Below are 24,367 nucleotides of genomic sequence, written 5' to 3' on the forward strand. Positions count from 1 at the left end.
CGATGCGCTACGCTGGCGGCAACGTTGGCTTCACAACACTGCATGCCAACACCGTCGTGGAACGCTTCCTCATCCCACTGGTGCCAGCGATGAAGATCGCGCTTGACACCTCGATGACCGTGCATCGCGCACTAGCTGGTCTCGCGGCGATCGATTTTGCCACCCGGCAATCTCGCCACCTTCGTGCCGATGCCCGCGTGACCTCCTTGTCTCCGGCGCGGCACCACCGATGCCTGAAAGGCACCGAAAAGTGACTACCGACAAGACTTTCGCCGATCTCGGCGTGGGCAAACACATCGTCAGTGCGCTCGCAGCGCGCGGCATAACACACCCATTCCCGATTCAGGTGGAAGCCCTGCCCGACACACTCGCCGGCCGAGATGTCCTCGGCCGCGGGAAAACCGGCAGCGGAAAGACCCTCGCATTCTCGATTCCCCTCGTCAGCCGCCTCTCCCGCGGAAACCGGCGCCCCGCACGGCCCTCGGGGTTGGTGCTCGCACCCACCCGCGAGCTCGCGACGCAGATCACCGCGACGCTCGAGCCGTTGGCGGCTGCGTGTGGCCTGAGGGTCACCACGATCTTCGGCGGCGTCTCGCAGACCCGTCAGGTGTCCGCGCTCAAATCCGGCGTCGACATCGTCGTCGCCTGCCCCGGCCGCCTCGAGGACCTGATGAAGCAGCGTCTGATCAGCCTCGACGCGATCGAGATCACCGTGATCGACGAGGCGGATCACATGGCCGATCTCGGTTTTCTGCCCGGCGTCACGCGGATCCTGGCCGCGACGCCGAATGGTGGCCAGCGCCTGTTGTTTTCGGCGACCCTGGACAACGGCGTCGACAAGCTCGTCACCCGGTTCCTCCGCGACGCGGTCTCGCACTCCGTCGACGAGGCCAACTCCCCGGTATCCGAGATGACACACCACGTGTTCCACGTCGACAGTGCGCAGGCCAAAAAGGAACTGGTGCACCGGCTCGCCTCCGGCGCCGGACGCCGGATCCTGTTCATGCGCACCAAGCACCAAGCGCGAAAGCTCGCCAAGCAGCTCACCGAATCTGGCATTCCCTCAGTCGACTTGCACGGCAACCTGTCTCAGCCGGCTCGGGAGCGCAACCTGGCGAGGTTCGCCGCGGGCAGCGCCCGGGTGCTGGTGGCGACCGATATCGCCGCGCGTGGTGTACACGTCGACGAGGTCGAGCTTGTCGTGCACATCGATCCGCCCAGCGAGCACAAGTCCTACCTGCACCGGTCCGGGCGCACCGCGCGGGCCGGGAGCGCCGGTGACGTCGTCACGGTGGTGCTGCCCGAGCAGCGCCAAGACACCCGGGAGTTGCTGCGCAAGGCCGGCATCACAGTCGCTCCCCAGCAGGTGACCGCGATGTCGGAGGCGGTGCAGGCGCTCGTGGGTGAGGTTGCGCCCTATCAGGCCCCGGTGCCCGCCAATGTTCCCGCGCGCCAGCATCGGCAGAACACCGGCGGTAACCGGCGTCGGCGGACCAACACCCGGTCACCCAAGACCAGTTCCCCCGCCGAAGCGGCGACATCGCACCACGGCGCCACCGCGACGCGTCGGCTGGATCGTCGCCGTTCGAGCCGCCCACAAGGAAGCACCAGATAGTCGAGGTCCGGAACGGGTCAGCGGCGCGCCAGCAGCCAGGCCTGGCCCGCTCCCTCGCCGGCGGCGATCGGGGTCAGTTCGGCGAACGCGGCGGTGAGCTCGCCGGGCGCCGCGCGAAACGGCCCCGCGGACGCCCCCACCTCGCTGAGCGCGGCGATCGCCAGCAGCCCGCCGGGCGCCAGGCGTTCGATGATCGCACGGTCGAGACGGCGGTCCCGGAACTTGCAGCAGAGGATGACATCGGCGGGCGCGCCCGCCGGCAGACCGTTGTCGAGATCGACGACGTCGAAGCGACAGCGGTCGGCCACCGCGGCACGCCGGGCCAACTCCCGCGCGTGGGCGACCGCCACCGCGGAGATGTCCAGCCCCAGCACGTGCAGGCCCCGCAACGCCAGCCAGGCCGACCCGGTTCCCTGCCCGCAGGCCAGGTCGAGCGCCGTGCCGGCGGTGGGAAACTCCCGCGCGTGGCCCGCGAAAACACCGGGCGGCCCAACCGAATCCAGCGACGGCGGCGCCTTCGCGGCGTACCGTTCGTCCCAGCGTTGCCGGTCCGATTCGCCCATACGCGACACTCTAGGACCCGGCGTCTTCTGGACAGTTGTCTGCTAGCGGCATCGCGCGGTGGAGACGACCGCGATGAACGGAAGTTGTTGGTGGCGCGGCGCCTTCCTAGACTGGACGGGTGTCCAACGAGGCGTCGTTCCAGGCCGTTGCCGCTAAAGCCGCCGCCGGGGCCGCCCGCAGGTCGGATCGCCGGCCGGGCCAGACGATTCGCAAAGTCCTCGATGCCGGGCTCGAGGAGCTGCGGGAAACGTCGTACGCGAACCTGACGATGCGCGCCGTGGCGACTCGTGCCGGGGTGTCCCCGGCCAGCGCCTACACCTACTTCCCGTCGAAAAGCGCGCTGGTCGCGGCGGTGTACCTGCGCTTCCTGCGCGACCTGCCGCTGCACACCGACGTCAACGAGACGACCAAGACCCGGGTCAGCGCGACCCTGCGGGATATGGCGGTGGTGGTCGCCGACGAGCCGGAGCTGACCGCCGCGTGCGGCGCGGCCCTGATGGCCGACGATCCGGCGGTCACGCCGCTGCGCGAACAGATCGGCGAGGAGGTGTCCAGGCGCATCGGCGCCGCGTTGGGGCCGGGTTGGCCGCGTGCGGTGAAGTCCACGCTGCAGATGACCTTCTCCGGTGCGCTGATGACGGCCCGGTTCATCAGTTTCGCCGAGATCGCCGGCCAACTCGACGAGGCCGTCAACCTCATCCTGGGCGCCTCGGTGGCGTGAAGACCCCTGCGGCCCAGGCGTATTCGCTCGGCGCGCCGCCTACCTACCCGGTGGCGGCGAGGTTTCGGGAGGGGCTCCCCGCCCGCAGGAACCGACCGAATCGTTCCTTGCCCAGCGCCGGCGTGGCCTTGCCGGCGGCGAACGCGAGTTTCCCGGACACCAGCACGGCCGTGACCGTCTCGTCGTTGCGGTTGACCATCCGCGACAGCCCGCCGTAGGACTCGACCGGATGCTCGGCGTAGCGGTCGAGGGACTCGTCGAGCTTGTCGGGGTCGATGACGACGATGTCGGCGCGGTCACCCTCGCGCAGCGTCCCGGCGTCGATGCCGTACCACTCCCCGAGCTCGCCGGTCAGCCGGTGCACGGCGCGCTCCATCGAGATGAACGGCCTGCCGGACTTTTCGGCGTCGCGCGCGTGCCGCAGCAGCCGCAGTCCGGAGTTGTAGAACGCCATGTTGCGCAGATGCGCGCCCGCGTCGGAGAACCCCATCTGGATGGTCGGGCTCTGGGCCATCTTCTTGAGGACTTCGGGTCGGTGGTTGGAGATCGTGGTGCGCCAGCGCAGCTTTTCGCCGTGTTCGACGACCAAGTCGAGGAAGGCGTCGACCGGGTGCACGCCGCCACGCTCCACGCCGACCTGCCCGAATGATTTGCCGATGACGGACTCGTCTGGGCAGGCCACGATTTCGGCATCGAAGAAGTCGCGGTGCCAGACCCGGGGCCCGTATTTGCTGTCGTAGTCCTTGCGGAACCTGCGCCGATACTCCTCGTCACGCATGAGCTGATTGCGTTCGATCTCGGTCTGCAGGTGCAGCGCCGCGGCGCCGGAGCCGAACTCCTCGAACACCACCAACGAAATCCCGTCGGCGTAGACCTCGAACGGCACCGGCAGATGCTGCCAGCGGAAGTCGCCGCCGAGGGCGTTGACGACGCGGGCGAGGCGGTCCATGACGTGAATGACGAACGGGATGGCCTTGATGTCGGCCGCCGACAACAGGCTGGTCTTCAGGCGGCGCCGGCGGATCCCGAGCGACGTCAGCAGCTGCGAGACCACCGACAGCGGGTTCTTGATGTCGGGGCCGGACTGCAGGATCTTGTCGCGCCGCCGCAGGATCGCGTTCAGGCGGCGCAGCTCGCGCGGGGACGCGTACGTCGACGGCAGCGTGCGCGATCTGCAGACCTCGCCGTCGAGCTTGTCGAACAGCAGTTGCTGCGAAGACATCCCGACGAACCCCTCATCGAGCGCGTCGTTCAGCATCGATTCCATGCGGGCGAGTTCCGCGGCGGACGGCCGCACGTCCTTGCGCGTCGCCCGATCCAGGCCCATCGTCGCGGCGCGCAGATCCGAGTGCCCGATGAAGGCCGCGAGGTTCGGACCGAGGTTGAGGCGTTCGAGTTCGGCCACGTATTCGGTGGGATTGGTCCACGAGCGCGCCGCGTCGAGGTGCTCGATGACATAGCGCCGGGGAATCGCTTCGACCCGGCCGAAGATGTCACCGGCATCGACGCTGTCCAGGTAAACGGTGGACAGCGAACACGATCCCAGCATCACGGTCGTCACGCCGTGCCGCAGCGATTCGGAAAGCTCTGGCGCACAAAGGATTTCGATGTCATAGTGAGTGTGGATGTCGATGATGCCAGGGATCACCCACTGGCCCGTCGCGTCGATGACGTCGGCGCCGGCCGTGTCGAGCCCCTTGGCGATGGCAACGACGCGGCCGTCACGCACACCGATGTCCCGCACCGCCGAGGGTCCTCCAGTCCCGTCGAACCAGCGCCCGTTGGTGATCACGGTGTCGTACTGCATCGGTCGGCCTCCCTCTGCCAGGCGCCCTGCCTGCTGGATCCGCAGTGATCATACATACCGGGCATAGTGTCTGGCCTCGTTATCGGCGCGCCACGCGCCGATTAGCCAGCAACGACAGTGCGGCGGCGGACGCTATGATCCAGCTGTGGGGATCACCGCCTACCGGTTTGCCGTTCGGTAAATCATGCGCAGCCACGGTTGGGCAGGAAATACGCCGGCTTCCGACGCGGAGGCGATCGAGCGCATCCTCGACGCCGCCGACAAGATCATCGACGAACGCGGTTCAGCGCTGCGGATCGCCGATGTCGCCCGGGCGCTGGGCGTCACCCGCCAGACCGTCTACCGATACTTCCCCGGAACCCAGGCGCTGTTGGTGGCGTCCGCGATGCGTTCGGCCGACGGCTTCCTCGATCGCATGGCGGCGCACCTCGACGGCGTCACCGACCCCGTCGTGGCCATCACCGAGGGAATGGCTTTCGCCATCGAGGAGCTGGCCTCGGACAATCAGGTCGAATTCGTCCTCAACCAGCGCCATCGCGGTGGCCAGAAGGTCTCGATCATCTCCGATACCGCGTTGGCATTCGGTCGGTCGATGCTGCATCGCTACGACATCGATTGGGAGCATTACGGTTTCGACGAGGCGGGCCTGGACGAGCTGAACGAGTTCTCGCTGCGGGTCCTGCATTCCTTTCTCGCCGACCCGGGCAGGCCGCCCCGCAGCGGCGCCGATCTGCGGCGCTATCTCACCCGCTGGATCGGGCCGGCGATCGCCTACCCGCAGCTGGTCCGCACGATGGATGCGCTGGGCACCGCCGAGCCGCCGCGAACGCGCCGGCGCTCGTCGAAGGCGTCCTGACCGGGACGGTCGAAGTCGGCCGCGTACCGGACCCGCCGGGGCACCGGCGGTCGGTGACCATACGTTTCCATCGATATGTCCGGCCGGCCGGCCGGTTGATCTGGTCGTGGAGTTCGGCGATCCTCGACGAGTCGACGTCGACGACAACCCGATCAAGGAGCCGCAATGGTGGGCTTGGGACAAATCGCACTCGATAGCGCGCCTGTGTTCGGCGGCGTGATGCTCGCGGTCGCGGCCGGGCAGTTCAAGGGTCCCGACTATCGAGGAATGATCAAACAGGACATGGACCTGCTGGACCGATTACCCCCGGACGCCACCGACCGGCGTGCCGATCTGCAGCGGACCATCGACGCCCGCATCGACGACATGGTCGAGGCCGCCGACCGCAGCCGCGCGTTGCGCCGGGCCGCACTGTCCTACCAGGGCAACTGGCGAGACGTGGTGCTGCTGCTCTGCGCGGTGTTGTTCACGATCGTCTGGTGGAACGTGAGCCATGCCAGAAGCAGCTGGCTGCCCATGTTCATTCTGTTGATCGTCCTGTCGTCGGTCGCCGCCGCCTACGCGTTCCGCGGGGTGCTGCATGCCGCGAGTGCGTTCGTCCGTAAACGACGCGGCCGGCCGGATTAGGCGGCAGGCGGCGGCTTTTCGTCGCTCGGTGCCGCCGCTCATCGCGCCTTCGTCGCGGCGCCGACCATCGTGTGCACCTCTGCCACCGACCACGGTCCGGACTCATGGTGATCGCGATAACCGAGCACGCGCGGCGTCTGGCGGTCGAAGCTGCCGACGAAACCGCCTGCGGCGACGAGGATCTGGCCCGTCACCTCACGCGCCAAGTCGCTGGCGAGATAGGCGTAGAGCGGGGCGACGAACTCGGGCGGGGCGCTGTCGAGCGAGGCCCGCATGGTCATCTCGTCGAGCAGCCCGCGGCGGTGCAGATCTTCGATATGTCTTTCGTATTCGAGCCCCGTGGACAGCCGTGTGCGGGCGCCGGGACACACCACGTTGGCCCGCACGCCGTGGGGCTTCAGTTCGGCGGCGATGGCCATCGTCAGGGAGTTGACGGCGCCTTTACCCGCGGGGTAGCCGGTCCCGCCATAGTCGCCCAGAAAGGCCACCGAACTGGTGTTGATGATGGCGCCGTGCCCCTGCGCGGCCATGACCGGGGCGGCGGCCCGGCACGTGTGAAACGCCGTGCCCAGGTGCGCGCCGATCAGCCGCTCGAACTCGGCCCCCGAGATGTTCAGGATAGAGGAGCCCGGCGGCTCGGCGATTCCGGCGCAATTGATCAGCGTGTCCAGTCGCCCGAACACGCTGACGCATTCGTCGATGAGCGTTTGGGCCACCCGCTCGTCGTTCGCGGCGCCCACCACCGCGGTGGCCCGCCCGCCCGCCGCGCTGATCGCGGCGACCGTCTCCTCCACCGCGTGCCGGTCACGCCCGTTGACCACCACACCGGCGCCCAGGCCGCCCAGCAGTTCGGCGACCGCACGCCCGATGCCGCGACTGCCACCGGACACCGCCACCCCGCGCCCTTCCAGCAGGGCGTGCGCGCCGGATCCAGTCACCGACGGCTCCGGGAGAAAGACGTCCCGAGCTCGGCGTAAAGCATTGCGCGCGAAAGGCTCTCGTTATCGGTGCGAGGCGTGCCGCTCGATTGGATGATAAACATTAGGCGAACGATACCGAAGCGAGCATCGACCCCGATCATCTTGTGGGCGCCCCGGCCCGACGCTCTCCAAACACGGCTGAGCGGTGGCGCTTCAAGCACCCCCCGCAACTGACCCAAGGCGGAGCGCAATCGGCGGCGAAGGGCATCGGATTGGCCGCCGATTCCGTTTGCCGACGAATGCCGCCCCCTAGATCGTCGGTCGGGGAAAGTTCGCGACACCGCAGCTCGGCGCCATGCGGGCACGTCAGGTCCCGTCCGGCCGCCCCGGATCCGGGGATTGCTGACCGTTGACGAGTGCACGAGGAAACAGTTAAGTGATGGCGCGAAGCCCCACCGGAACGGGTCGCCGTGCGATGCGCGGGGGCGTATAGTCTCCAATGAAGTCCGCTTCTGGACATGTCGCCGTTTAGCTCAAAGCGGCCAGTTAGCCCCAATGGCTACTGAGCTTGGTACTGACTCCGGCGATCACACACCCCGAGAGTCATTCCCCGTTGGTAGCGCGTGTGCGGTGGGTAATCGACAAGTCCCGCGGATCAGGATGCAGTGGAGGCGACCGTGCGGGATTCCCGCGATGTCTTTCTGCATAGACTCAGGAAAGTGAGTCAGCAATGCAAACTTGTTCTCGCGCAGGTGTTTACACGATTCATCGAGTGAACACAAGGTGCGCGGCACGATGACCCACACGATTGCCCCAACCCGTCCCGCTCCGGCGCCCGCCAGACAATCCGACGATTCATACGACGACGTAGTCGACATGTTCGTGGCGCTGCATCGCATGCCGGCCGAGTCGCACGAGTACGCCCGCCAGCGCGAATACATCGTCGCCCGCTGCCTGCCGCTGGCCGACCACGTGGCCAGCCACTTCGCCCGCCGGGGCGAGGGTCTCGAGGACTTGATTCAGGTCGCGCGCCTGGGCCTGATGAACGCCGTCAACCGGTTCGACCCTGCGAAGGGCCCCAGCTTCATCGGTTTCGCCGTCCCCACCATGATGGGCGAGGTCCGGCGTTATTTCCGCGACTACAGCTGGGGGATGCGTGTCCCGCGGCGGTTGCGCGAACTGCACGTGCAGATCAGCAGGGCGACCGCCGATCTCGCCCAGCAGCTCGGGCGCGCGCCCAACGCGGGCGAACTGTCGCAGATGCTCGAGGTTCCGCGGGAGGAGATCGTCGAATGCCTCGTCGCCGGCGATGCCTACCGGCTCGATTCCCTCGACGCACCGCTGGGCGCCGATAGTTCCGGAACGCCGCGCTCGGTGGCCGACTCGGTGGGCGACATCGATCCGCAGATCGAGCACATCACCAACCGCGAGGCGCTGCGGGCCCTCGTTGCCACCCTGCCGCCACGCGAACGCGACGTCTTGCGTATGCGGTTCTTCGAATCGATGACGCAAAGCCAGATCGCGGAGCGGATCGGGGTGTCGCAGATGCAGGTCTCGCGCATCCTGGCAAACACGCTGCGCTGCCTGCGCGACCAACTCGAGTAGCCCGTCCGGCACCCAGTACATTGCTCCGCAGCGTCCCCCGCCGCGGAGCAATGTACTGTGCGATTCGAAGGACGGGCCCGACGTTGTCGCCGGGAAGACCTGGAAGGGAGCTCGATGCGATGAGGATTTCACGAGCGCTGATCGCGGGTGTCGCGGCGACGACGGCACTGGCGGTGTCGGTGGCCGGCTGCGGCAACAACAAGTCGCAACCATCGACGTCGAAGACCGGATCCCCCACCTCGGCAACCTCGGCCCCCAGCGGCGCCAGCTCGGCGCCGCCGTCGTCGGCAGGACCCGCACAGCCCAACGATTACGCCAGGCTGCTCATCCAGGCCAGCGACATCAGCGCGCCGGTTCCCTTCACCGCCGCTCCCCCGACCAGCAATCCCAACGGGAAGCCGGGCGTCGAAACGACCTTCAAGGACGACGACGGCAGCCATGCCATCAAGGTCACCATCGCCGTCTACGACGATCCCGAGGCGGCGACGAACGCGTTGAACGCGGCCAAGGGCCAGCAGGGCGGCGTCGTCAAAGATCCGACCACGCAACCGTCGAACGTCGGGACCGGCGGAACGATGCTGATGGGAAACGCACCCGACCGCAGTAAGGGTGTGGTGATCCTGCTCTTCACCGAGGGGCGGGCGCTTGCCACGCTGCAGTTCGACGGCCCGACCGACACGCTGGCCCCGCCAGATTTCGTCAGCGATGTCGGCCAGAAGCAAGACGCGGCCATCAAGAAGGGCCTCGGCGGCTAGGCGCCGCGCAGACCCGAGCGGACCGTGGCCGAGGGGACGCCATGAACGTCATCAACGGGATGCCGGCTCACGCCCTGTTGCTGCATTTCGTGTTGGTGCTCGTTCCGCTGACCGCCGCGCTGGAGATCGTGTGCGGATTGTGGCCGGCCGCCCGGCGCGGGCAACTGATGTGGCTCACGCTGATCCTCGCGGCGGTCACGTTGGTGTTGACGCCCATCACCATCGACGCCGGAGCGTGGCTCTACGACCGCCAGGCCAACCCCAGCCCGATCCTGCGCGAACACGCCGCGCGGGGCGGCGTCATGACCTACTTCTCGGCCGCGCTGCTGGTGGTCGCCGTACTGCTCGTCGCGCTCCGAATCGTGGAACGCCGATCCGATCGGCGCCGCGTGGTACTCCACGCCGTCGTCGCGATCGTGGTGCTCGCGACCGGCATCGCGTCGACCCTGCAGATTTACCGCGTGGGCGACGCCGGCGCCCACGCCGTCTGGGGCGGCTAGACGAACTCGTTGTGGTCTGCGGGGCGGCGTCGATCGAGTTTGCCCAGCCCGGTGATTTCCAGGCTGACCGACTTGCGTTGCCCGGCAGCGCCCAGCATGAAAAGCATGTCGGCGATCGGCGCGCCCAGCCAAAATCGCCAAAACCTTTTGCGGAAAATCGTCCACGCGTAGCTGCCGCCGCCGATCGTCCAATGCAGGGCCATCGTGATGAGGTAGTAGACAGCGCGTTTCGGGCGCGCGGTCACCATCTCGAGGTTCATCTCCCACGCTTCGAGGCCCCAAGCGCGGTAGTGCCATTGCAACTCGTACTTGCTCTGGAATTCGTAAAACGCCAGCATTTCGCCGTTGGTGACCAGGTATTCGTCAAAGACAAGGATCGATCCCTCGACGAAGCGGTCCTTGCAGGTTTCCAGCGCGTGCAGGCAACTCTCATACGTATCCAGATCCATGTGAAAAAGCCGGATGGCAGCGCCCGGTCGCTCGGCCAGAAACGGGGCCAGCGTCTCGTAGGTGCTTCCCCTGATGAACTCCACCTTGCGGCCGAGCGCGTCGGGCACCCCGTCGTGCAAGCTGACTCCGGTGTCCCGGAGGAAACGTCTGGCCACCGGGTCCGCCAGGGAGAAGGCGCCGCGCTTGATGACGGTGTGGTCGTCGATCGGCCAGTCCTCGACGAGGCCCGAGAAGGTGTCGAATCCGTACACCGTGCGGCCTGACGCGTCAGAGATGAGCCGCGTCGACCAGCCGGCCCAGACGCCCAGGTCGAGTAGCAATTCGTCGGGGTGATCGGCGCTTGGCGGCGCCAGGCGCGAGGCCTCCCACAACAGCGTGTGGCCCCCGATCTTGCACTGACGCAGTTCGGCGAGCGTGCGACCGATAAACGAACGATAGGCATCGTCATAAACTTCGATGTCCCGCGCATACAAATTGGGGATATACCGATCCCGGCCCTTATAGACCCCGCGCGCGCACACAAACGACAGAAGAATCAGGGCGACCCCGATGAGCAGAACGGGCCTGAAGTAGCACGCCGCAAACACAATGCATGCGATGCCGATAAGAATCGCTTTCCATATGCGGTGAAGCCCCGTCCGATCCACGGTTCGCGTGTCGATTGCGACCACCGGTCAGCCTCCCGATTTCTCGTCCGGATTAGACATCCCGCGGCCAATTTCGTCAAGAGCCGACGTTGCGGTGCCCGCGCCGCGCGTTGCTAGCAGGGCGTTTAAGCAATAAGCGGCCGCGCGGGATCCGGCGCGAGGCGACCGCACACCGAGGTCCGCTTTCGGAATCGGCTAACGGTTTTGACGGAGCGAAATTCGCCGGCGGCGGCGCATCGAATTGGCATTCGACGGACCGTCCGATGCCCTCTCCCGCCGGCCCTCGTGACCGCTGCCGGCTAAAAATGTCGGCGATTAACTAGGGTCTCCGGCCAGCTCAGGTAAGCGGCGCCAGAAGAAACAGCCGGAATTGGCGCCGGCCGGCAAGACCTTGGGCCACCCGATAGTTCGGCCAATGGTCCAGCACCGCGCCCCACGCCTCGTCGCGCTCCGCGCCGGTGAGCAGCTGCACCCTCGCCACGAACCGTTGGCCACGCCGGCGCACGGTGACGCGTTGTGCCGCTTTGAGATTCGCCGACCACGACGGGTGACGGTCGCGCCCCCAGTTCGATCCGACCAGCAAGAGCCCCCCGCGAAAGGGGACATACTGCACCGTCGCGCCACGGGCCAGACCCGTCTTGCGGCCCGAGGTCGTGATTCGCACGTTGGGCAGCCCGACGAGGTCCAGGACGCCGATGCGCCCGCTCGTCATGAACCGAAGCAGCGACTCGAAGCGTTCGACGATCGGCGGTCCGCTGCGCAGGAGCAACCGGTAGACGGTCGGGTTGTGAGCCAACCGCCGCAGCGGATTCATGCGGTGACTGTAATCGCGGCACGCCGCGGCCGGGCATCAGCTCGGTGAACTATCCCCGACCACCCCGGGTTTCGGGTCGCTGCGCCCGATTCCACGGTCCCGCAACTAAATAAATTGCTTGATTTAACAAGGCGGCCGGTGTTCACTGAGGCGATGACCGCCGAGCGGATCGCTCGTTCCGAAAGGTCGACGGGAACCCGAGAGGCGCTCTTGTCGGCCGCCGAGGTGTTGTTCGCCGAACGCGGAATGTATGCCGTGTCGAACCGGCAGATCAGCGAGGCGGCGGGGCAGGGCAACAACGCCGCGGCGTGCTACCACTTCGGGACCCGGGTCGACCTGCTGCGCGCGATCGAAGCCAAGCACCGCGAGCCGATCGAGGAGCTGCGCGCGCACATGCTGGCCGCGGTCGGCGACTCCGCCGAGCTGCGGGACTGGGTGGGCGCACTGGTGCGCCCGCTGACCGATCACCTGTCCGCCCTGGGGACCCCGACCTGGTATGCGCGGTTCGCGGCCCAGGCGATGGCCGATCCCACGTACCGCCACGTGGTCACCAAGGACGCCCTGGCATCGCCGTTACTGGTGCAGACGCTCGACGGCATCGACCGCTGTCTCCCCGAGCTACCCAAGCGCGTGCGTGCCGAGCGAATGGTGATGGTGCGCAATCTGCTGATGCACACCTGCGCCGAGCACGAAGGCGCGCTGGCCGAGCACGGGCCGCGATCCCGTTCAGCCTGGCCGGTCGCCGCCGAAGGGCTGATCGACGCGATCGTCGGCCTGTGGCGCGCGCCCGTCCACGTGGCCGCGGCCGGCGGCCCGACATCACCGACAACCGCGTAGGCCGAACACCGAGGAGCACGATGACCGAAGGATCCACCGCCACCGATATCCCGGAGTTTCCGATGACGCGGGCGCCGGGGTGTCCGTTCGCGCCGCCTCCGAAGGTATTGGAGCTCAACGCCGGCAAGCAGCTGAGCAGGGTGCGGATCTGGGACGGCAGCACGCCGTGGCTCATCCACGGCTACGACGCGATCCGCGCGCTGTTCACCGACTCCCGCACCAGTGTCGATGACCGCCTGCCCGGTTATCCGCACTGGAACGAGGGCATGCTGGCCACGGTGCACAAGCGCCCGCGTTCGGTGTTCACCTCCGACGCCGAGGAGCACACCCGGTTTCGCCGGATGCTGTCGAAACCGTTCACCTTCAAGCGGGTTGAAGCGCTGCGGCCGGCGGTGCAGAAGATCACCGACGACCACATCGACGCCCTGCTGGCCGGGCCGAAGCCGGGCGACGTCGTCAGCACCCTCTCGCTGCCGGTGCCCTCGCTGGTCATCAGCGAACTGCTGGGTGTGCCGTACGAGGATGCGGAGTTCTTCCAGACCCAGGCCCAGCGCGGCATGGGCCGTTACGCGACCGAGGAGGACACCGCCCAGGGCGCCGCCTCGCTGGCCAAGTATCTGGCCAACCTGGTTCGGACGAAAATGCAAAGCCCCTCAGAGGATTTGGTGTCCGACCTCGCCGAGCGGGTCAACGCCGACGAGATCAGCGTGCGCGAGGCCGCGCAGTTGGCCACCGGTGTGCTCATCGCGGGCCATGAGACCACCGCGAACATGATCAGCCTGAGCATCGCCGCGTTGCTCGAGCACCCCGATCAGCGGGCGCTGCTGCGCGACACCGATGACCCGAAGGTCATCGCCACCGCGGTCGAGGAGCTGATGCGCTACCTGAGCATCATCCAGACCGGACAGCGGCGAATCGCCGTCGAGGACATCGAGATCGGCGGCGAGACGATCCGCGCCGGCGATGGCATCATCCTCGACGTCGCCCCGGCGAATTGGGATGAGCGCCAGTTCCCCAACCCGGACCGCCTCGACCTGCTCCGCGAAGACGGGCCGCACGTCGGGTTCGGCTACGGTCGTCACCAGTGCGTGGGCCAGCAGCTGGCCCGCATGGAATTGCAGATCGTTCTGCCCACGCTGCTGCGCCGCGTCCCCACGCTGCGGCTCGCCGTCCCGCTGGATGAGCTTCCGTTCAAGCACGACGCGTTGGCCTACGGCCTCTACGAGCTGCCCGTGACATGGTGAAACCCGATCTCGCGCTGAGTGTTCCCGATCTGCGGGGCAGGTTCGCCGTCGTGACCGGGGCCAACAGCGGTTTGGGCTTCGGCCTGGCGAAGCGGCTGGCCGCCGCGGGTGCCGACGTGGTGATGGCCGTCCGCGACCGGGTCAAGGGCGAACGGGCGGTCGCCGACATCCGCCGGGACGCACCGCAGGCCAAGCTCACCATCGGGCAACTCGACCTGTCGTCGCTGGAAAGCGTGGCGGCGCTGGGTGAACAGCTCAGCGCCGAGGGCCGCCCGATCGACGTCCTGATCAACAACGCCGGCATCATGACGCCGCCACAGCGGCAGCAGACCCGCGACGGTTTCGATTGCAGTTCGGGACAAATCATCTGGGGCACTTTGCGTTGACCGGTCGGCTGCTCTCGTTGCTGAGGGCGGCGGGATCCGCGCGGGTGGTCACGGTCAGCAGCCTCGCCGCGACCCAGGGCAAGCTCGACTTCGGCGACGTCAATGCGCAACAGGGTTATAAGCCCATGCATTCGTACGGGGTCGCCAAATTGGCGCAACTGATGTTCGCCGTCGAATTGGATCGGCGCAGCCGCCGGGGCGGGTGGGGGTTGATGTCCAACGCCGCGCACCCTGGTTTGACCAAGACCAACCTGCTCAGCGGCGCCTCGTACGGCCGCGCCAAGCCGACGTTGCAGGCGCGTTTGACGCAGCTGACCTGGCGCGTGATGCCGTTCATGTGGCTCGACGTCGACGAAGGCATCAAGCCGACCCTCTACGCCGCGGTGTCGCCGGATGCGCAGGGCGGTAAGTACTACGGGCCGCGCGGTTTCTACGAAACGGTCAGGGGTGGGGTCACTTTCGCTCGAGTTCCCCGGTTGGCGCGCAGCGAAGCCGACATGCGACAGCTGTGGCAGCTTTCCGAAGAGCTCAGTGGCGTCACGTACCCCGACCCAGGCGCACAATGATGAGTGATTCCCGAGGAAGGGACGATGATGTCCAGCCCAGCCCCAACCCTCTACCCCGAGGGCGTGATCGGTGCGCCCAAGGACCGTCGCGGCCACGCCGCGGAGTTCAGCACCGGCCTGCCGGCCGGCACCGAGGTCTTCTCCGCCGACAATCACATCTCGGTGGCCGACGACATCTTCTACGAGAGCTTCCCCGACGAGCTCAAGGATCAGGCGCCGCGGATTTGGTATGAGGACGGCGCGTATCTACTCGGCCCGCCCGGACAGTCGATGGTGGTCGGCGACTTCAGCGCGGTGCTCATGCAGTACGACGACCTCGCCGGGGCGGCCACCAACAACGTCGAGGCCCGGGTTCGTGAGCTCGCCGAAGACGGCGTCGACAAGGAGCTGGCGTTCCCGAATGCGGTGCTCGCGCTGTTCCACCATCCCGACCACGCCATCCGCGAGCGGATCTTCCGCGTCTACAACGAGCACATCGCCGAGGTCCAGGAACGCTCGAACGGGCACTGTTACGGCGTCGGATTGATCAACTGGTGGGATCCAGCCGGCGCCTGCCGCACGCTCAGCGAGCTGAAGTCGCTGGGGCTCACCACGTTTCTGATGCCGATCAGTCCGGGCAACGACCGCGACGGCCGGCCCATCGATTACTCCAGCGCCGAGATGAGCGCGGTGTGGGACGAGATCGAAGCGGCCGGCCTGCCCGTCACGCACCACATCGGCGAAAGTCAGCCCAAGTTCCCCAGCGAGGTCAACAGCGTGGCGGTGGCCATGATGGTCAACATCGACTCGTTCCGAGAGATGTTCTCCAAGTACATCTTCGGCGGCATCCTCGACCGGCATCCGGGGCTGCGGGTCGGCTGGTTCGAGGGTGGGATCGCCTGGGTGCCGACGGCGCTGCAGGACGCCGAGCACGTGCTGGCCTCGTATCGGCACATGCTCGCCCACCAGCCCGAGCGTGACGTCCGCGATTACTGGGACACGCACATGTGCGCCTCGTTCATGGTCGATCGGCTGGGGCTGCGGCAGATCGACGAGATCGGCATCGACAAGGTGATGTGGTCGTCGGACTATCCCCACAACGAAAGCACTTTCGGCTATTCGGAGCGATCGCTGGCCGCCGTGGTCGACGCCGTCGGTCCCGAGGATGCCGTGCGCGTTGTCGGCGGGAACATCAAGAAATTCCTGGGGATCTCCGCATGACGAATTCGGCGAGCGCCGTCGGCTCGGTGCTCGACATCCCCGACGAGCCGGATTGGGCCCGCATGCGCGCGGAGACCGGCGCGCGGCTGCGCGCGGCGATGGCCGAGTACGGCGTCGACGCGCTGATCCTGCTGCTGAACGGCTACGTCGGCTACGCCACGGGGGCGAGCTGGCCGCTGCTGGATGCGGGGCTGTCACACGTGGAGCGCCCCGTCGCGGTCGTGCTCGCCGACGACGTGCACCCGCACCTCTTCATGCCCTTCCGCAGCGGAGCGTCCGCCGAAGCGCCGGTGCCCGACGACCACCTGCACGGCCCCGCCTACCTCGAATTCGACCACGGCGTCGAGGATTTCGCGCGGCGGCTGGCCGGGATCGTCCCGCCGGGAGCCCGCGTCGCCGTCGACGAACTCACCGGGGCGATGCGGCGGGCGGCGCCCAGGCTTTTCCCGGCCGGCCCGCCGACGGACGCAGCCATCGTGGTCGGCGCCGCGCAGTTGGTGAAGACCCGCGACGAATTGTCCTGCTTGCGCAGGGCGGCCCGCATCACCGAACAGGCCATCGTCGATGTGCAGCGCGCGCTGGTGCCGGGGGTGCGCCAGATCGACCTGTCGGCCACCTTCGTCCGTCGCGCATTCGAGCTGGGCGCGACCACCAACATGCTGGAGGCGATCTGGCAGGTGATGCCGAAGTCCCGGGAGGCCGGCGTGTGGACGACGCACGGGGATCTCGCGCTGCCGCTGCTGCCCACCGCTCGTGAACTGGCGGCCGGCGATGTGTTGTGGACCGACATCAGCATCACCTACCACGGATACTGCTCCGACTTCGGCCGAACCTGGGTGGTCGGCGAACGGCCGACGCCGCGGCAGCAGGACCAGTTCCGGCAGTGGCGTACCGTCCTGGACGCCGTGCTGGCGGTGACCAAAGCCGGTGCGACGTCCGGTGATTTGGCGCGCGCGGCGATCACGGCCAACGGTGGCCGCAAGCCGTGGCTGCCGCATTTCTATCTCGGCCACGGCATCGGCACCTACCCCGCCGAGGCGCCGATGATCGGAACGGATCTCGGCGAGGAATTCGACGACAACTTCGTCTTTCCGCCCGGCATGGTGCTGGTCCTGGAACCGGTCATGTGGGAGGACGGCACGGGAGGCTATCGCAGTGAGGAGATCGTGGTGATCACCAAGGACGGCTACGTGCCGATCACCGACTACCCCTACACCCCCTATGGCGACTGAAGTTCTGCCCGACCCCGGGGCGTTGAGATCCGGGCGGCGGGAACGGGCGCTGGCCCAGATGGACGAGCACGGTCTGGACATCCTGGTGCTCGGGCGGCAGGCCAACATTCGGTACGTCACCGGCGCGCCGCAGCTGTGGATCGCCGGGACACGGCCGTTCGGTCCGATGTGTGTGCTGGTGCGTGCCACTCAAGACATCTACCTCAACAGCACCGACGATGAGGGGGTCCCGGAGGAGATCGACCACGATCACCTCTACGGGCTGGCCTGGAATCCGATGACGCTCATCGACGTGCTGAAGAAGGTCGACGGCGCGGAGTCGGCGAGGCGGGTCGGAACCGACGCGATCACACCGACTTTCGCGGCGCTGCTGCCCGAGGCGTTCCCCAACGCCGAACTGGTCGACGCCGAGCCGGCGATGCGCGCGGCGCGGCGCATCAAGACGCCCGACGAAATCGCCGCGATGGGGGCGGCCCTTCGTGTCGCCGAACGCGGGCTCGCCTCTGCCCTGGCCGAATTGGCGCCGGGCGCGTCGGAGCGGACCCTGTCGGGGGTGATGATGGAGGCGATGGCTGCCGGCGGGGTGAGCACGCCGGCCACCCAGGACGCCGCGTGGGTGACGTCGCGGGAACAGCCGTGGCGCCGCGCGTCTGCGCACGAGATCCGGTCGGGCGATCTCGTCGCGTTCGCCGCCGGTGCGCTCGCGGACGGCTACGTCGCGGAGGTGGGACGCACGTGGCCGGCCGGCAATGTTGTCAGCGGCGAGGCGCGCGAGCTCTTCGCCCGCTCGAACGCGTTGTACGACAAGATGCTTGCCGCCTGTCGCCCCGGCGCGCCCACCAGAGATCTGCTGGCCGCCTATGAGGCGGTCGGTGAGCCGATACCGCCGATGCCGGTCGCACACGGGCTGGGGTTGGGTTTCGACCCGCCCGTCGTGTCCGCTGCGCTGCTGGCCGCGGGAGAACACGACCAACTCGAGGCGGGCATGGTGTTGGCCATCACCGGCTACGTGTGGCGGCAGGGCGTCGGCGCGGTGTTCCGCCGCGACACCGTCCACATCACCGAGGACGGCGTCGATGTGCTGACCGGCAGTCCCGCTTGGGCTTAGGCGAGCCTGCGATTGCGGGCGCCCTTCCCGGCCCCGCGGGCGAGGGCGCGATTACGGATATCGAAAACGTATATCGAAATTCCTTGTGTCACTGTGGTTTCAGTGGTCACAATCCCGGGTTTTCTGTCGGTGGCCGTTCCTACACTTTGGGGCATGGGTTCGAGCAGTCGGGATGAGATCGTCGAGGTCTTCGACGCGATCGATGCCGACCTGGACCGGTTGTGCGCGTTGTCCTTTGAGGTGTTCACCACCCCGGAACGGTTGCGCACGCTCGAGCGCATCGAACGCGTTGCGCGCCGGCTGCGCGCCCCCCAGCATGAGTTGATCAATCAGCTGCGCGCCCAGGCCACCACGACAGAACTCGGTGGCACCCTGCGTTGTGCGCTGGCCGATCGGTTACGCATCACCAAGTCCGAGGCCGGCCGCCGGGTGGACGAAGCCGCTGATCTCGGGGAACGTCAGGCGTTGACCGGGGAGGTGTTGGCCCCCACCTTGAGCGCCACAGCGGCCGCCCAACGCCAAGGATTGATCGGCGACGGACACGTGCGGGTCATCCGCGGTTTCTTTGCCAACCTGCCGTCCGGGGTCGACCCGTGCATCCAGGAGCACGCCGACCAAGATTTGGCGCAGCAGGCCCGCGGCTTTCGCCCCGATGAGTTGCAGAAATACGCCCACCGGCTGATGGGCTGGATCAACCCCGACGGCAAACTTAAAGACGGCGAGCGTGCCCGCAAGCGCGGCATCACCATTGGCGCCCAGCAATACGACGGCATGTCACCCATCCGCGGCTATCTGACCCCCGCGGCGCGCGCCACCTTCGAACCCGTGCTGGCCAAGCTGGGCGCCCCCGGCGCCTGCAATCCTGACGACGACGTTCCGTTCATCGATGAGGTTCCCGATGACGATGCAGTGCGCCGTGACTTGCGTACCCCAGCCCAGCGCAATCACGACGGTCTGCTCGTCGGGCTGCGCGCCCTGCTGGCCTCCGGGGAGTTGGGGTGCCACAACGGGCTACCCGTGTCGGTCGTGGTCTCCACCAGCCTGCAGGAGCTAGAAGCCGCGGCAGGTAAAGGTATCACCGGCGGGGGCTCGTTGGTGCCGATGTCGGATCTGATCCGCATGGCCAGCCACGCCCACCACTATTTGGCGATCTTCGATCGCGGCAGGGCTCTGTCGTTACACCACACCAAGCGGCTGGCCTCTCCCGCTCAGCGAATCATGTTGTACGCCAAGGACCGGGGCTGCACGAAACCGGGCTGTGACGCGCCGGCGTATCACAGCCAGGTCCACCACGTGAGCGGCTGGACCACCACGCATCGCACCGACATCGACGACCTCACCCTGGCCTGCGGACCGGATAACCGGCTAGCCGAAAAGGGTTGGACCACCCGCAAAAACGCCCGCGGCGACACCGAATGGCTCCCACCGGCCCACCTCGACCACGGACAACCCCGCACCAACGCCTTCCATCACCCCGAACGATTCCTGAATTACGACGAAGATGACGACCCGGTTTGACGCTAAGGCAGCACGTCATCGAGTAGGTCCCCCACGCGATGACGTTGCCACGCGCTCAGCAGGTTCGAGAGCATCTGCAGCGGCGCGCGCACGCCTTCGTCGTCCCGGATGCGCGGATCCTTCCGGGTGCCGGGCACGGTGTCGAATCGCTTGCGGATCAAGGCCGGCACGTCCAGCAGCCAGGCGACCCCCATGGCGGCCGCGTAGAGCAGCATGTGCCGACGCAACCGGCCAGCCTCGAGCTGCGGACCGCCGCAGCGCTCGTATTCCGTGACGAACAGTTGCAGCAGATCGTCGAGATGGGTGTCCCACATGTCGGTCTCGGCGCCGGACATCGCTCCCCACAGCGCCATGCCGAGGTTCATCTGGCCGACGCATCCCCAGTCCATCAGGCCGCAGTGCAACGTGCCGCCGGTGTCGCGCCAGAACCACGCGTTGTCGATGTTGGCGTTCCAGTGGCACAGCGCGACATAGTCGGAGTCGTCGGCCAATTGGTGTGCGATCGCCTGCTCGTGGAGCGCCACGCGCGGCGCGTCGTCGCGCAGGCGGGCCAGGAATTCGGGCGAGCAGGCATTGGTCGGCAGCAGCCCAGGATGCGTCTGCGCGAATTCGGCGAGCTGGCTCACCCGCCGGTCCAGCTTCTCCGCGGACAGCGGCGCGCGTTCGCCCACCGTCGCGGCCCGCACGTCCAACGGAAAGTGAGCGGTCAATTCCGCGGGCAGCCGACCGGAGCGATGCGTGCCGGCGAGGCGCGCAAGCGCGGTCAGCAGCGCTCGGTAGTGCCCTAGGGGCTCGGGCATCTCGTAGTCGAGGCACTTGTGGTATTGGCGCTCGATTCCGTTGCCGCCGAATTTGATTCGCTCGGTGACCAGCAGGCCGGTGCCGGTGGGGCGGTGGTAGTCGGCGAACTGCGGGCAGGGTACGGCGATCGGGAATTCCGGGGCGCGGGACAGCGAGGCGAAGCGCACCTCGGGCTCCATCTGTGTCTTTCCGCAGTCGCGCACCGGATTGTCGAGATCGCGGGAGAACTTCACGAACAGCTCGGTGTGCAGATCGGGCGCGGCACGGTCGTATTCGACCGACAGCACCACCTTGCGTCCGGTGCTGCCGCCGCTGATCTCGCGGTAGTCGCTGATGCGAAGGACGCTGTTGTCAGCGAGGACGCCCGAAGCCCGAAAGGCCTTCGTAAGGAACGCAGCTCCACCGCTGAGCAGGGTCGCGGGGTCCGCCGGGATCGGCAATCCGTACTGATCACCGACCACCCAATGCGAACTCACACCGCTACCAGGTCTGCTCGGCCGCGCGCACCAGCATGTGGTTCACCGCCACCCGGCGATCGCGGGTCACCATGAACAGGACCGCGTCGGCGATGTCCTCCGGCCGCAGCATGACCATGCCCGACGTCTGCTTTTCGAAGGCCTCCCGCGAGGATTCGGCCAGGTGGCTGAAGATCTCGGTATCCACCGTTCCCGGGCCCACCACGCCGACGCGCACCCGCTTGCCGAGCACCTCTTGGCGGATGCCTTCGCTGAACGCGTTGACCCCGAACTTGGTGAGCGAATACACGGCGGTGTTCGGCCGGGCCACCCACCCGGCGGTGGAGCTGATGGTCACCAGGTCCGCCACGCCGCGTGGCGAGTCGGCGGCGGCGTCGATCAGGTGTGGCAGCGCCGCGCGGGTCGCGTAGAGGACGCCCTGCACGTTGACGGCCACCATGTTGTCCCAGTCCTGCAGCGGTGCTTCGGTCGCGGGCGCCGATTGCATCAGGCCGGCGTTGTTCACCAGGGTGTCGAGCCGTCCGAACTCCGCGATTGTGCGCCCCACGGCGGCCGCGACCTGATCGGCGTCCGTGACGTCGGCCGTGACGACGAGCGCTGTGCCACCGGCGGATTCGATCTCGCCTTTCAGCTCCGCCAGCCGGTCGGCGCGGCGCGCGAGGAGAGCCACCGCCGCTCCCTCGGCGGCCAGCGCTTTGGCCGTCGCCGCTCCGATGCCACTGCTGGCGCCCGTCACCAGGGCCGCGGTGTGCGCCAATGTCGTCATGATCCGCCCGTCGGTTGGGTGCGCAGTATCTCGTGTAGAACGTAGTCGGTGTCCTCGCCCAGATCCGGCGCACCGCGCGCGATCCGCGCGGGGTTGCGCGCCATCCGCCAGGACGGTCCCAGCACCGGCCGCTGGCCTTCGCGATGGTCCGAAACGAAACGATACAGCTCGCGGTCCCAGAGTTGTTGATCGCCAACCACATCCATGGCGGTGGCGCTCTTGGTGGCCGGGACTCCCGCCGCCCGTAGCCGATGCGCGAGTTCCTCGGCATCGAGCTGGCGGGTCAGCGCGGCGAGATCGGCGTCGAGGGCCTCGGCGTGCCGCTGGCGGTCGTCTGGGGTGGCGTAGCGGGGGTCGCCGGCCAGCGCGGCGGCACCGAGCACTCCGCACAACCGCTGCCATTCGGTGTCATCGGCGACGGCCACGCTGACCCACGAGCCCGCCGCGCACGGGTAGCAGCCGTGCGGGCACAGGTCGGGGTGGTGGTTGCCGTCGGGCCCGCGTCGTCGCCCGGTGAGGCTGTGTTCCAGCAGGCAGTCCCCGATCATCGACGAGAGGGTTTCGACGGCCGACACGTCGACGAATTGCCCTGCGCCGCTGAGCTCGCGGTGCAGCAGCGCCACCACGGCGGCGTAGGCGGCCGCCGCGCCGACCGTGGAATCCCCGTAGCGCATGCTGGTTCCGAGCGGCGGTCCACCGGGGTAGCCGACCAGCGGTGCGAGCCCGGCGAGCGCGGCGAAGCACGGCGCGTAGCCGGTCTGATGACCTAGCGGTCCGTCGTTGCCCCACATTTTGATCGACACCGAGATGATGTCGGGTTTGATCTCGGTGAGCTGCTGATACCCGAGGCCCTGGCGCTCCATCGCGCCCGGCCGCAGGTTGTTGATGACGATATCGCTGCGGGCGATCAGCTCCCGCAGTTGCGCCATGCCCTCGGCGGACTTGATGTCGATGTCCACGCTGAGGATCTCGGGGTTGATGCTGAGAAAGAACGGGGCGTGGTTGATGTCGGTGCCGCCGTAGGCGCGCATCTCCTCGGGCAGCGCCGCGGTTTCGACCTTGATCACCTCGGCGCCCAACAGCGCCAACAGCTTGCCGGCATACGGACCGGCCCACACCTTGGTGAGCTCGACGACGCGCACCCCCTGCAGGGGGCCACCGCGCGGTGCCCTCGGCGGCTTGAGCTGCGCCGCCTTCGCCGCCGGTGGAGCGTGGGGGACGTCGAGTCCACCGAGGACCGACGCGGTGTGCTGACCGAGAGTGGGTGCCGCAGAGACGATTTCCGCCGGGGTCGCACCGAACCGGTACGGCACCGTGGGGTACGCCGCGTCACCCAACACGGGGTGGCTGACAGTGGAAAAGAAGCCGCGGTGGACGTACTGGGGCGCGCGGTGCAGGTCGGCGGCCTCGTTGACCGGCACCAGGGGCACACCGAGTCGCTGCGCCTCGTCGGCCGCCGTCTCCTTGGACAGGTCGCGGACCCACGCCGCGAATCCCCGCTGGAACGCCGCGACCTTGTCCGGGATCACGGAGAACTCCAGCCAGTCGTCGTCGAAGTCGTCGAGCCAATCCAGGCACCCCATCAGCTGTTTGACGCCGAGCCAGTGGGCGCGGCTGGTCATGTACAGATAGACGAAGCCGTCGGCGCAGGCGAAGAACGACGCGGGGCCCTGCTGGTCGTAGTCGTCGCGGGTGCCGAGGGCGGGGACTTCGCCGGTGACCAGGCGCCCCAGAATGCAATCGGCACGCGAGACCAGCACGGCCTGCTGCGAGACGTCGATGGCCTCGCCCCCGCCGGAGTGCAGGCGCCCGAACAACGCCGCCGCGACGCACAGCGCCGCCTCCAGCCCCGCCTCGTAGTCGGCCAGGAACCGGCCGGGCCCCCGCAGCGGCGGCCTGGTCGGGTCCGGATGGCTAGGGGTGTGGTAGCCCCAGCCGCTGGCGTGGAACACGTTGATGCTCTTCGCATTCGCGTACTCGGCCGGGGCGTTCTCACCGAACGGCGTGATCGAGCAGAACACCACGCCCGGGTGCCGCTGCGCCCCATCGGTGGCGCCGTCGTCGATGACCGCGTCGGCGCCGCCGATGAGCCGATCCAGGCTCTCGGCGCCGGCTCGCGAGGTCGCATCGAGAACCACGGAGCGCTTGTTCGTGTTGAGGTAGGCGAACAATGCGCTGCCCTCGCAGCCCTCAGCGAGGCGGGGCGCCATGGCCCGGGTCGGGCTGCCGCGCCCGGGCGCCTCGACCTTGATCACCTCGGCACCGAAGTCGGCCAGCAACTTTCCGCAATACTCCCCCGCGACCGATCCCGCCAGCTCGATGACCCTGAAGGCCGTCAGCGCCGACATGTGC

The 24,367-nt window shown here is 67.7% G+C and carries 22 protein-coding genes and 1 pseudogene; 15 read left to right on the top strand and 8 right to left on the bottom strand.

What is annotated here, in order from left to right:
• The first annotated feature begins 2 nt into the window (after positions 1-2).
• Together OCQ_RS12955 and OCQ_RS12960 are read left to right on the top strand one after the other, a co-directional pair.
• A complete protein-coding gene (locus OCQ_RS12955) occupies positions 3-254 on the top strand; it encodes a hypothetical protein (protein WP_014384800.1) in 252 nt (83 codons plus the stop codon).
• Positions 251-1,615 (top strand): DEAD/DEAH box helicase, encoded by a 1,365-nt coding sequence (locus OCQ_RS12960; RefSeq protein ID WP_014384801.1) that lies wholly within the window; start codon positions 251-253, stop codon positions 1,613-1,615. Before OCQ_RS12955 ends, OCQ_RS12960 begins: the two co-directional genes overlap by 4 nt.
• A gap of 17 nt (positions 1,616-1,632) precedes the next feature.
• Here the strand turns inward: OCQ_RS12960 and OCQ_RS12965 are convergent, their stop codons facing one another.
• Positions 1,633-2,178: an SAM-dependent methyltransferase gene (locus tag OCQ_RS12965; RefSeq protein ID WP_014384802.1), complete on the bottom strand. Its 546-nt coding sequence runs from the start codon at positions 2,176-2,178 to the stop codon at positions 1,633-1,635.
• Positions 2,179-2,297: 119 nt separating this feature from the next.
• On the opposite strand from OCQ_RS12965, the gene OCQ_RS12970 reads away from it, so the two are divergent.
• A complete protein-coding gene (locus tag OCQ_RS12970; RefSeq protein ID WP_009952430.1) occupies positions 2,298-2,900 on the top strand; it encodes a TetR/AcrR family transcriptional regulator in 603 nt (200 codons plus the stop codon).
• A 43-nt stretch (positions 2,901-2,943) separates the two neighbouring features.
• On the opposite strand, the gene OCQ_RS12975 is transcribed toward OCQ_RS12970, so the two are convergent.
• A complete protein-coding gene (locus OCQ_RS12975) occupies positions 2,944-4,707 on the bottom strand; it encodes an N-acyl-D-amino-acid deacylase family protein (protein WP_014384803.1) in 1,764 nt (587 codons plus the stop codon).
• 184 nt (positions 4,708-4,891) lie between these two features.
• On the opposite strand from OCQ_RS12975, the gene OCQ_RS12980 reads away from it, so the two are divergent.
• Together OCQ_RS12980 and OCQ_RS12985 are read left to right on the top strand one after the other, a co-directional pair.
• Positions 4,892-5,563 carry a TetR/AcrR family transcriptional regulator gene (locus tag OCQ_RS12980; RefSeq protein WP_014380218.1) on the top strand — a complete coding sequence of 224 codons (672 nt, stop codon included), beginning with the start codon at positions 4,892-4,894 and terminating at the stop codon, positions 5,561-5,563.
• 165 nt (positions 5,564-5,728) lie between these two features.
• Positions 5,729-6,190, top strand: coding sequence for a hypothetical protein (locus tag OCQ_RS12985; RefSeq protein WP_041784983.1), 462 nt, complete (start codon positions 5,729-5,731; stop codon positions 6,188-6,190).
• A 38-nt stretch (positions 6,191-6,228) separates the two neighbouring features.
• Here OCQ_RS12985 and OCQ_RS12990 read toward each other — a convergent pair whose 3' ends face one another.
• On the bottom strand, positions 6,229-7,128 hold the full coding sequence (locus OCQ_RS12990; RefSeq protein WP_014384806.1) for an SDR family NAD(P)-dependent oxidoreductase: 900 nt from the start codon (positions 7,126-7,128) through the stop codon (positions 6,229-6,231).
• 777 nt (positions 7,129-7,905) lie between these two features.
• Between OCQ_RS12990 and OCQ_RS12995 the strand changes: the two genes are divergently transcribed.
• The 3 genes from OCQ_RS12995 to OCQ_RS13005 all read left to right on the top strand — a co-directional run bounded on the left by OCQ_RS12995 (position 7,906) and on the right by OCQ_RS13005 (position 9,970).
• Positions 7,906-8,715 carry a SigB/SigF/SigG family RNA polymerase sigma factor gene (locus OCQ_RS12995; RefSeq protein ID WP_036396576.1) on the top strand — a complete coding sequence of 270 codons (810 nt, stop codon included), beginning with the start codon at positions 7,906-7,908 and terminating at the stop codon, positions 8,713-8,715.
• Between the two features lie 119 nt (positions 8,716-8,834).
• Positions 8,835-9,470, top strand: a complete 636-nt coding sequence (locus tag OCQ_RS13000) for a hypothetical protein (protein ID WP_014382659.1) — start codon at positions 8,835-8,837, stop codon at positions 9,468-9,470.
• 41 nt (positions 9,471-9,511) lie between these two features.
• Positions 9,512-9,970 carry a DUF2231 domain-containing protein gene (locus tag OCQ_RS13005; RefSeq protein ID WP_014384807.1) on the top strand — a complete coding sequence of 153 codons (459 nt, stop codon included), beginning with the start codon at positions 9,512-9,514 and terminating at the stop codon, positions 9,968-9,970.
• On the opposite strand, the gene OCQ_RS13010 is transcribed toward OCQ_RS13005, so the two are convergent.
• Positions 9,967-11,091 carry a class I SAM-dependent methyltransferase gene (locus tag OCQ_RS13010; RefSeq protein ID WP_014384808.1) on the bottom strand — a complete coding sequence of 375 codons (1,125 nt, stop codon included), beginning with the start codon at positions 11,089-11,091 and terminating at the stop codon, positions 9,967-9,969. The two genes, OCQ_RS13005 and OCQ_RS13010, sit on opposite strands and share 4 nt — an antisense overlap.
• Before the next feature lie 313 nt (positions 11,092-11,404).
• Positions 11,405-11,881 carry a nitroreductase family deazaflavin-dependent oxidoreductase gene (locus OCQ_RS13015; protein ID WP_009952415.1) on the bottom strand — a complete coding sequence of 159 codons (477 nt, stop codon included), beginning with the start codon at positions 11,879-11,881 and terminating at the stop codon, positions 11,405-11,407.
• 138 nt (positions 11,882-12,019) lie between these two features.
• Here OCQ_RS13015 and OCQ_RS13020 point away from each other — a divergent pair, with 138 nt between their 5' ends.
• The 7 genes and pseudogenes from OCQ_RS13020 to OCQ_RS13050 all read left to right on the top strand — a co-directional run bounded on the left by OCQ_RS13020 (position 12,020) and on the right by OCQ_RS13050 (position 19,972).
• On the top strand, positions 12,020-12,718 hold the full coding sequence (locus OCQ_RS13020; RefSeq protein ID WP_014382662.1) for a TetR/AcrR family transcriptional regulator: 699 nt from the start codon (positions 12,020-12,022) through the stop codon (positions 12,716-12,718).
• Positions 12,719-12,738: 20 nt separating this feature from the next.
• A complete protein-coding gene (locus tag OCQ_RS13025; RefSeq protein ID WP_014380226.1) occupies positions 12,739-13,962 on the top strand; it encodes a cytochrome P450 in 1,224 nt (407 codons plus the stop codon).
• Positions 13,956-14,914: pseudogene (locus tag OCQ_RS13030) on the top strand (SDR family oxidoreductase). The gene OCQ_RS13025 and the pseudogene OCQ_RS13030 overlap by 7 nt, the downstream one beginning before the upstream one ends.
• 27 nt (positions 14,915-14,941) lie before the next feature.
• Positions 14,942-16,114: an amidohydrolase family protein gene (locus OCQ_RS13035; RefSeq protein WP_014711720.1), complete on the top strand. Its 1,173-nt coding sequence runs from the start codon at positions 14,942-14,944 to the stop codon at positions 16,112-16,114.
• The gene (locus OCQ_RS13040) at positions 16,111-17,346 is read left to right on the top strand and encodes a M24 family metallopeptidase (RefSeq protein WP_014384812.1); all 1,236 of its coding nucleotides are present in this window, start codon (positions 16,111-16,113) and stop codon (positions 17,344-17,346) included. The genes OCQ_RS13035 and OCQ_RS13040 overlap by 4 nt, the downstream gene beginning before the upstream one ends.
• Positions 17,336-18,454: a M24 family metallopeptidase gene (locus tag OCQ_RS13045; RefSeq protein ID WP_041784984.1), complete on the top strand. Its 1,119-nt coding sequence runs from the start codon at positions 17,336-17,338 to the stop codon at positions 18,452-18,454. Before OCQ_RS13040 ends, OCQ_RS13045 begins: the two co-directional genes overlap by 11 nt.
• 153 nt (positions 18,455-18,607) lie before the next feature.
• Entirely contained in the window at positions 18,608-19,972 is a 1,365-nt protein-coding gene (locus tag OCQ_RS13050) for an HNH endonuclease signature motif containing protein (protein ID WP_014384814.1), read from the top strand.
• A 2-nt stretch (positions 19,973-19,974) separates the two neighbouring features.
• Here the strand turns inward: OCQ_RS13050 and OCQ_RS13055 are convergent, their stop codons facing one another.
• The 3 genes from OCQ_RS13055 to OCQ_RS13065 are packed head-to-tail and all read right to left on the bottom strand — an operon-like array spanning position 19,975 to position 24,363.
• A complete protein-coding gene (locus tag OCQ_RS13055) occupies positions 19,975-21,234 on the bottom strand; it encodes a hypothetical protein (RefSeq protein WP_014384815.1) in 1,260 nt (419 codons plus the stop codon).
• A 19-nt stretch (positions 21,235-21,253) separates the two neighbouring features.
• Positions 21,254-22,015, bottom strand: a complete 762-nt coding sequence (locus OCQ_RS13060) for an SDR family NAD(P)-dependent oxidoreductase (protein WP_014384816.1) — start codon at positions 22,013-22,015, stop codon at positions 21,254-21,256.
• Positions 22,012-24,363 carry a CaiB/BaiF CoA transferase family protein gene (locus tag OCQ_RS13065; protein ID WP_014384817.1) on the bottom strand — a complete coding sequence of 784 codons (2,352 nt, stop codon included), beginning with the start codon at positions 24,361-24,363 and terminating at the stop codon, positions 22,012-22,014. The genes OCQ_RS13060 and OCQ_RS13065 overlap by 4 nt, the downstream gene beginning before the upstream one ends.
• Between the last annotated feature and the right edge of the window lie 4 nt (positions 24,364-24,367).

Source organism: Mycobacterium paraintracellulare, from assembly GCF_000276825.1.
In the GTDB taxonomy this organism is placed as follows: Bacteria; Actinomycetota; Actinomycetes; order Mycobacteriales; family Mycobacteriaceae; genus Mycobacterium; species Mycobacterium intracellulare.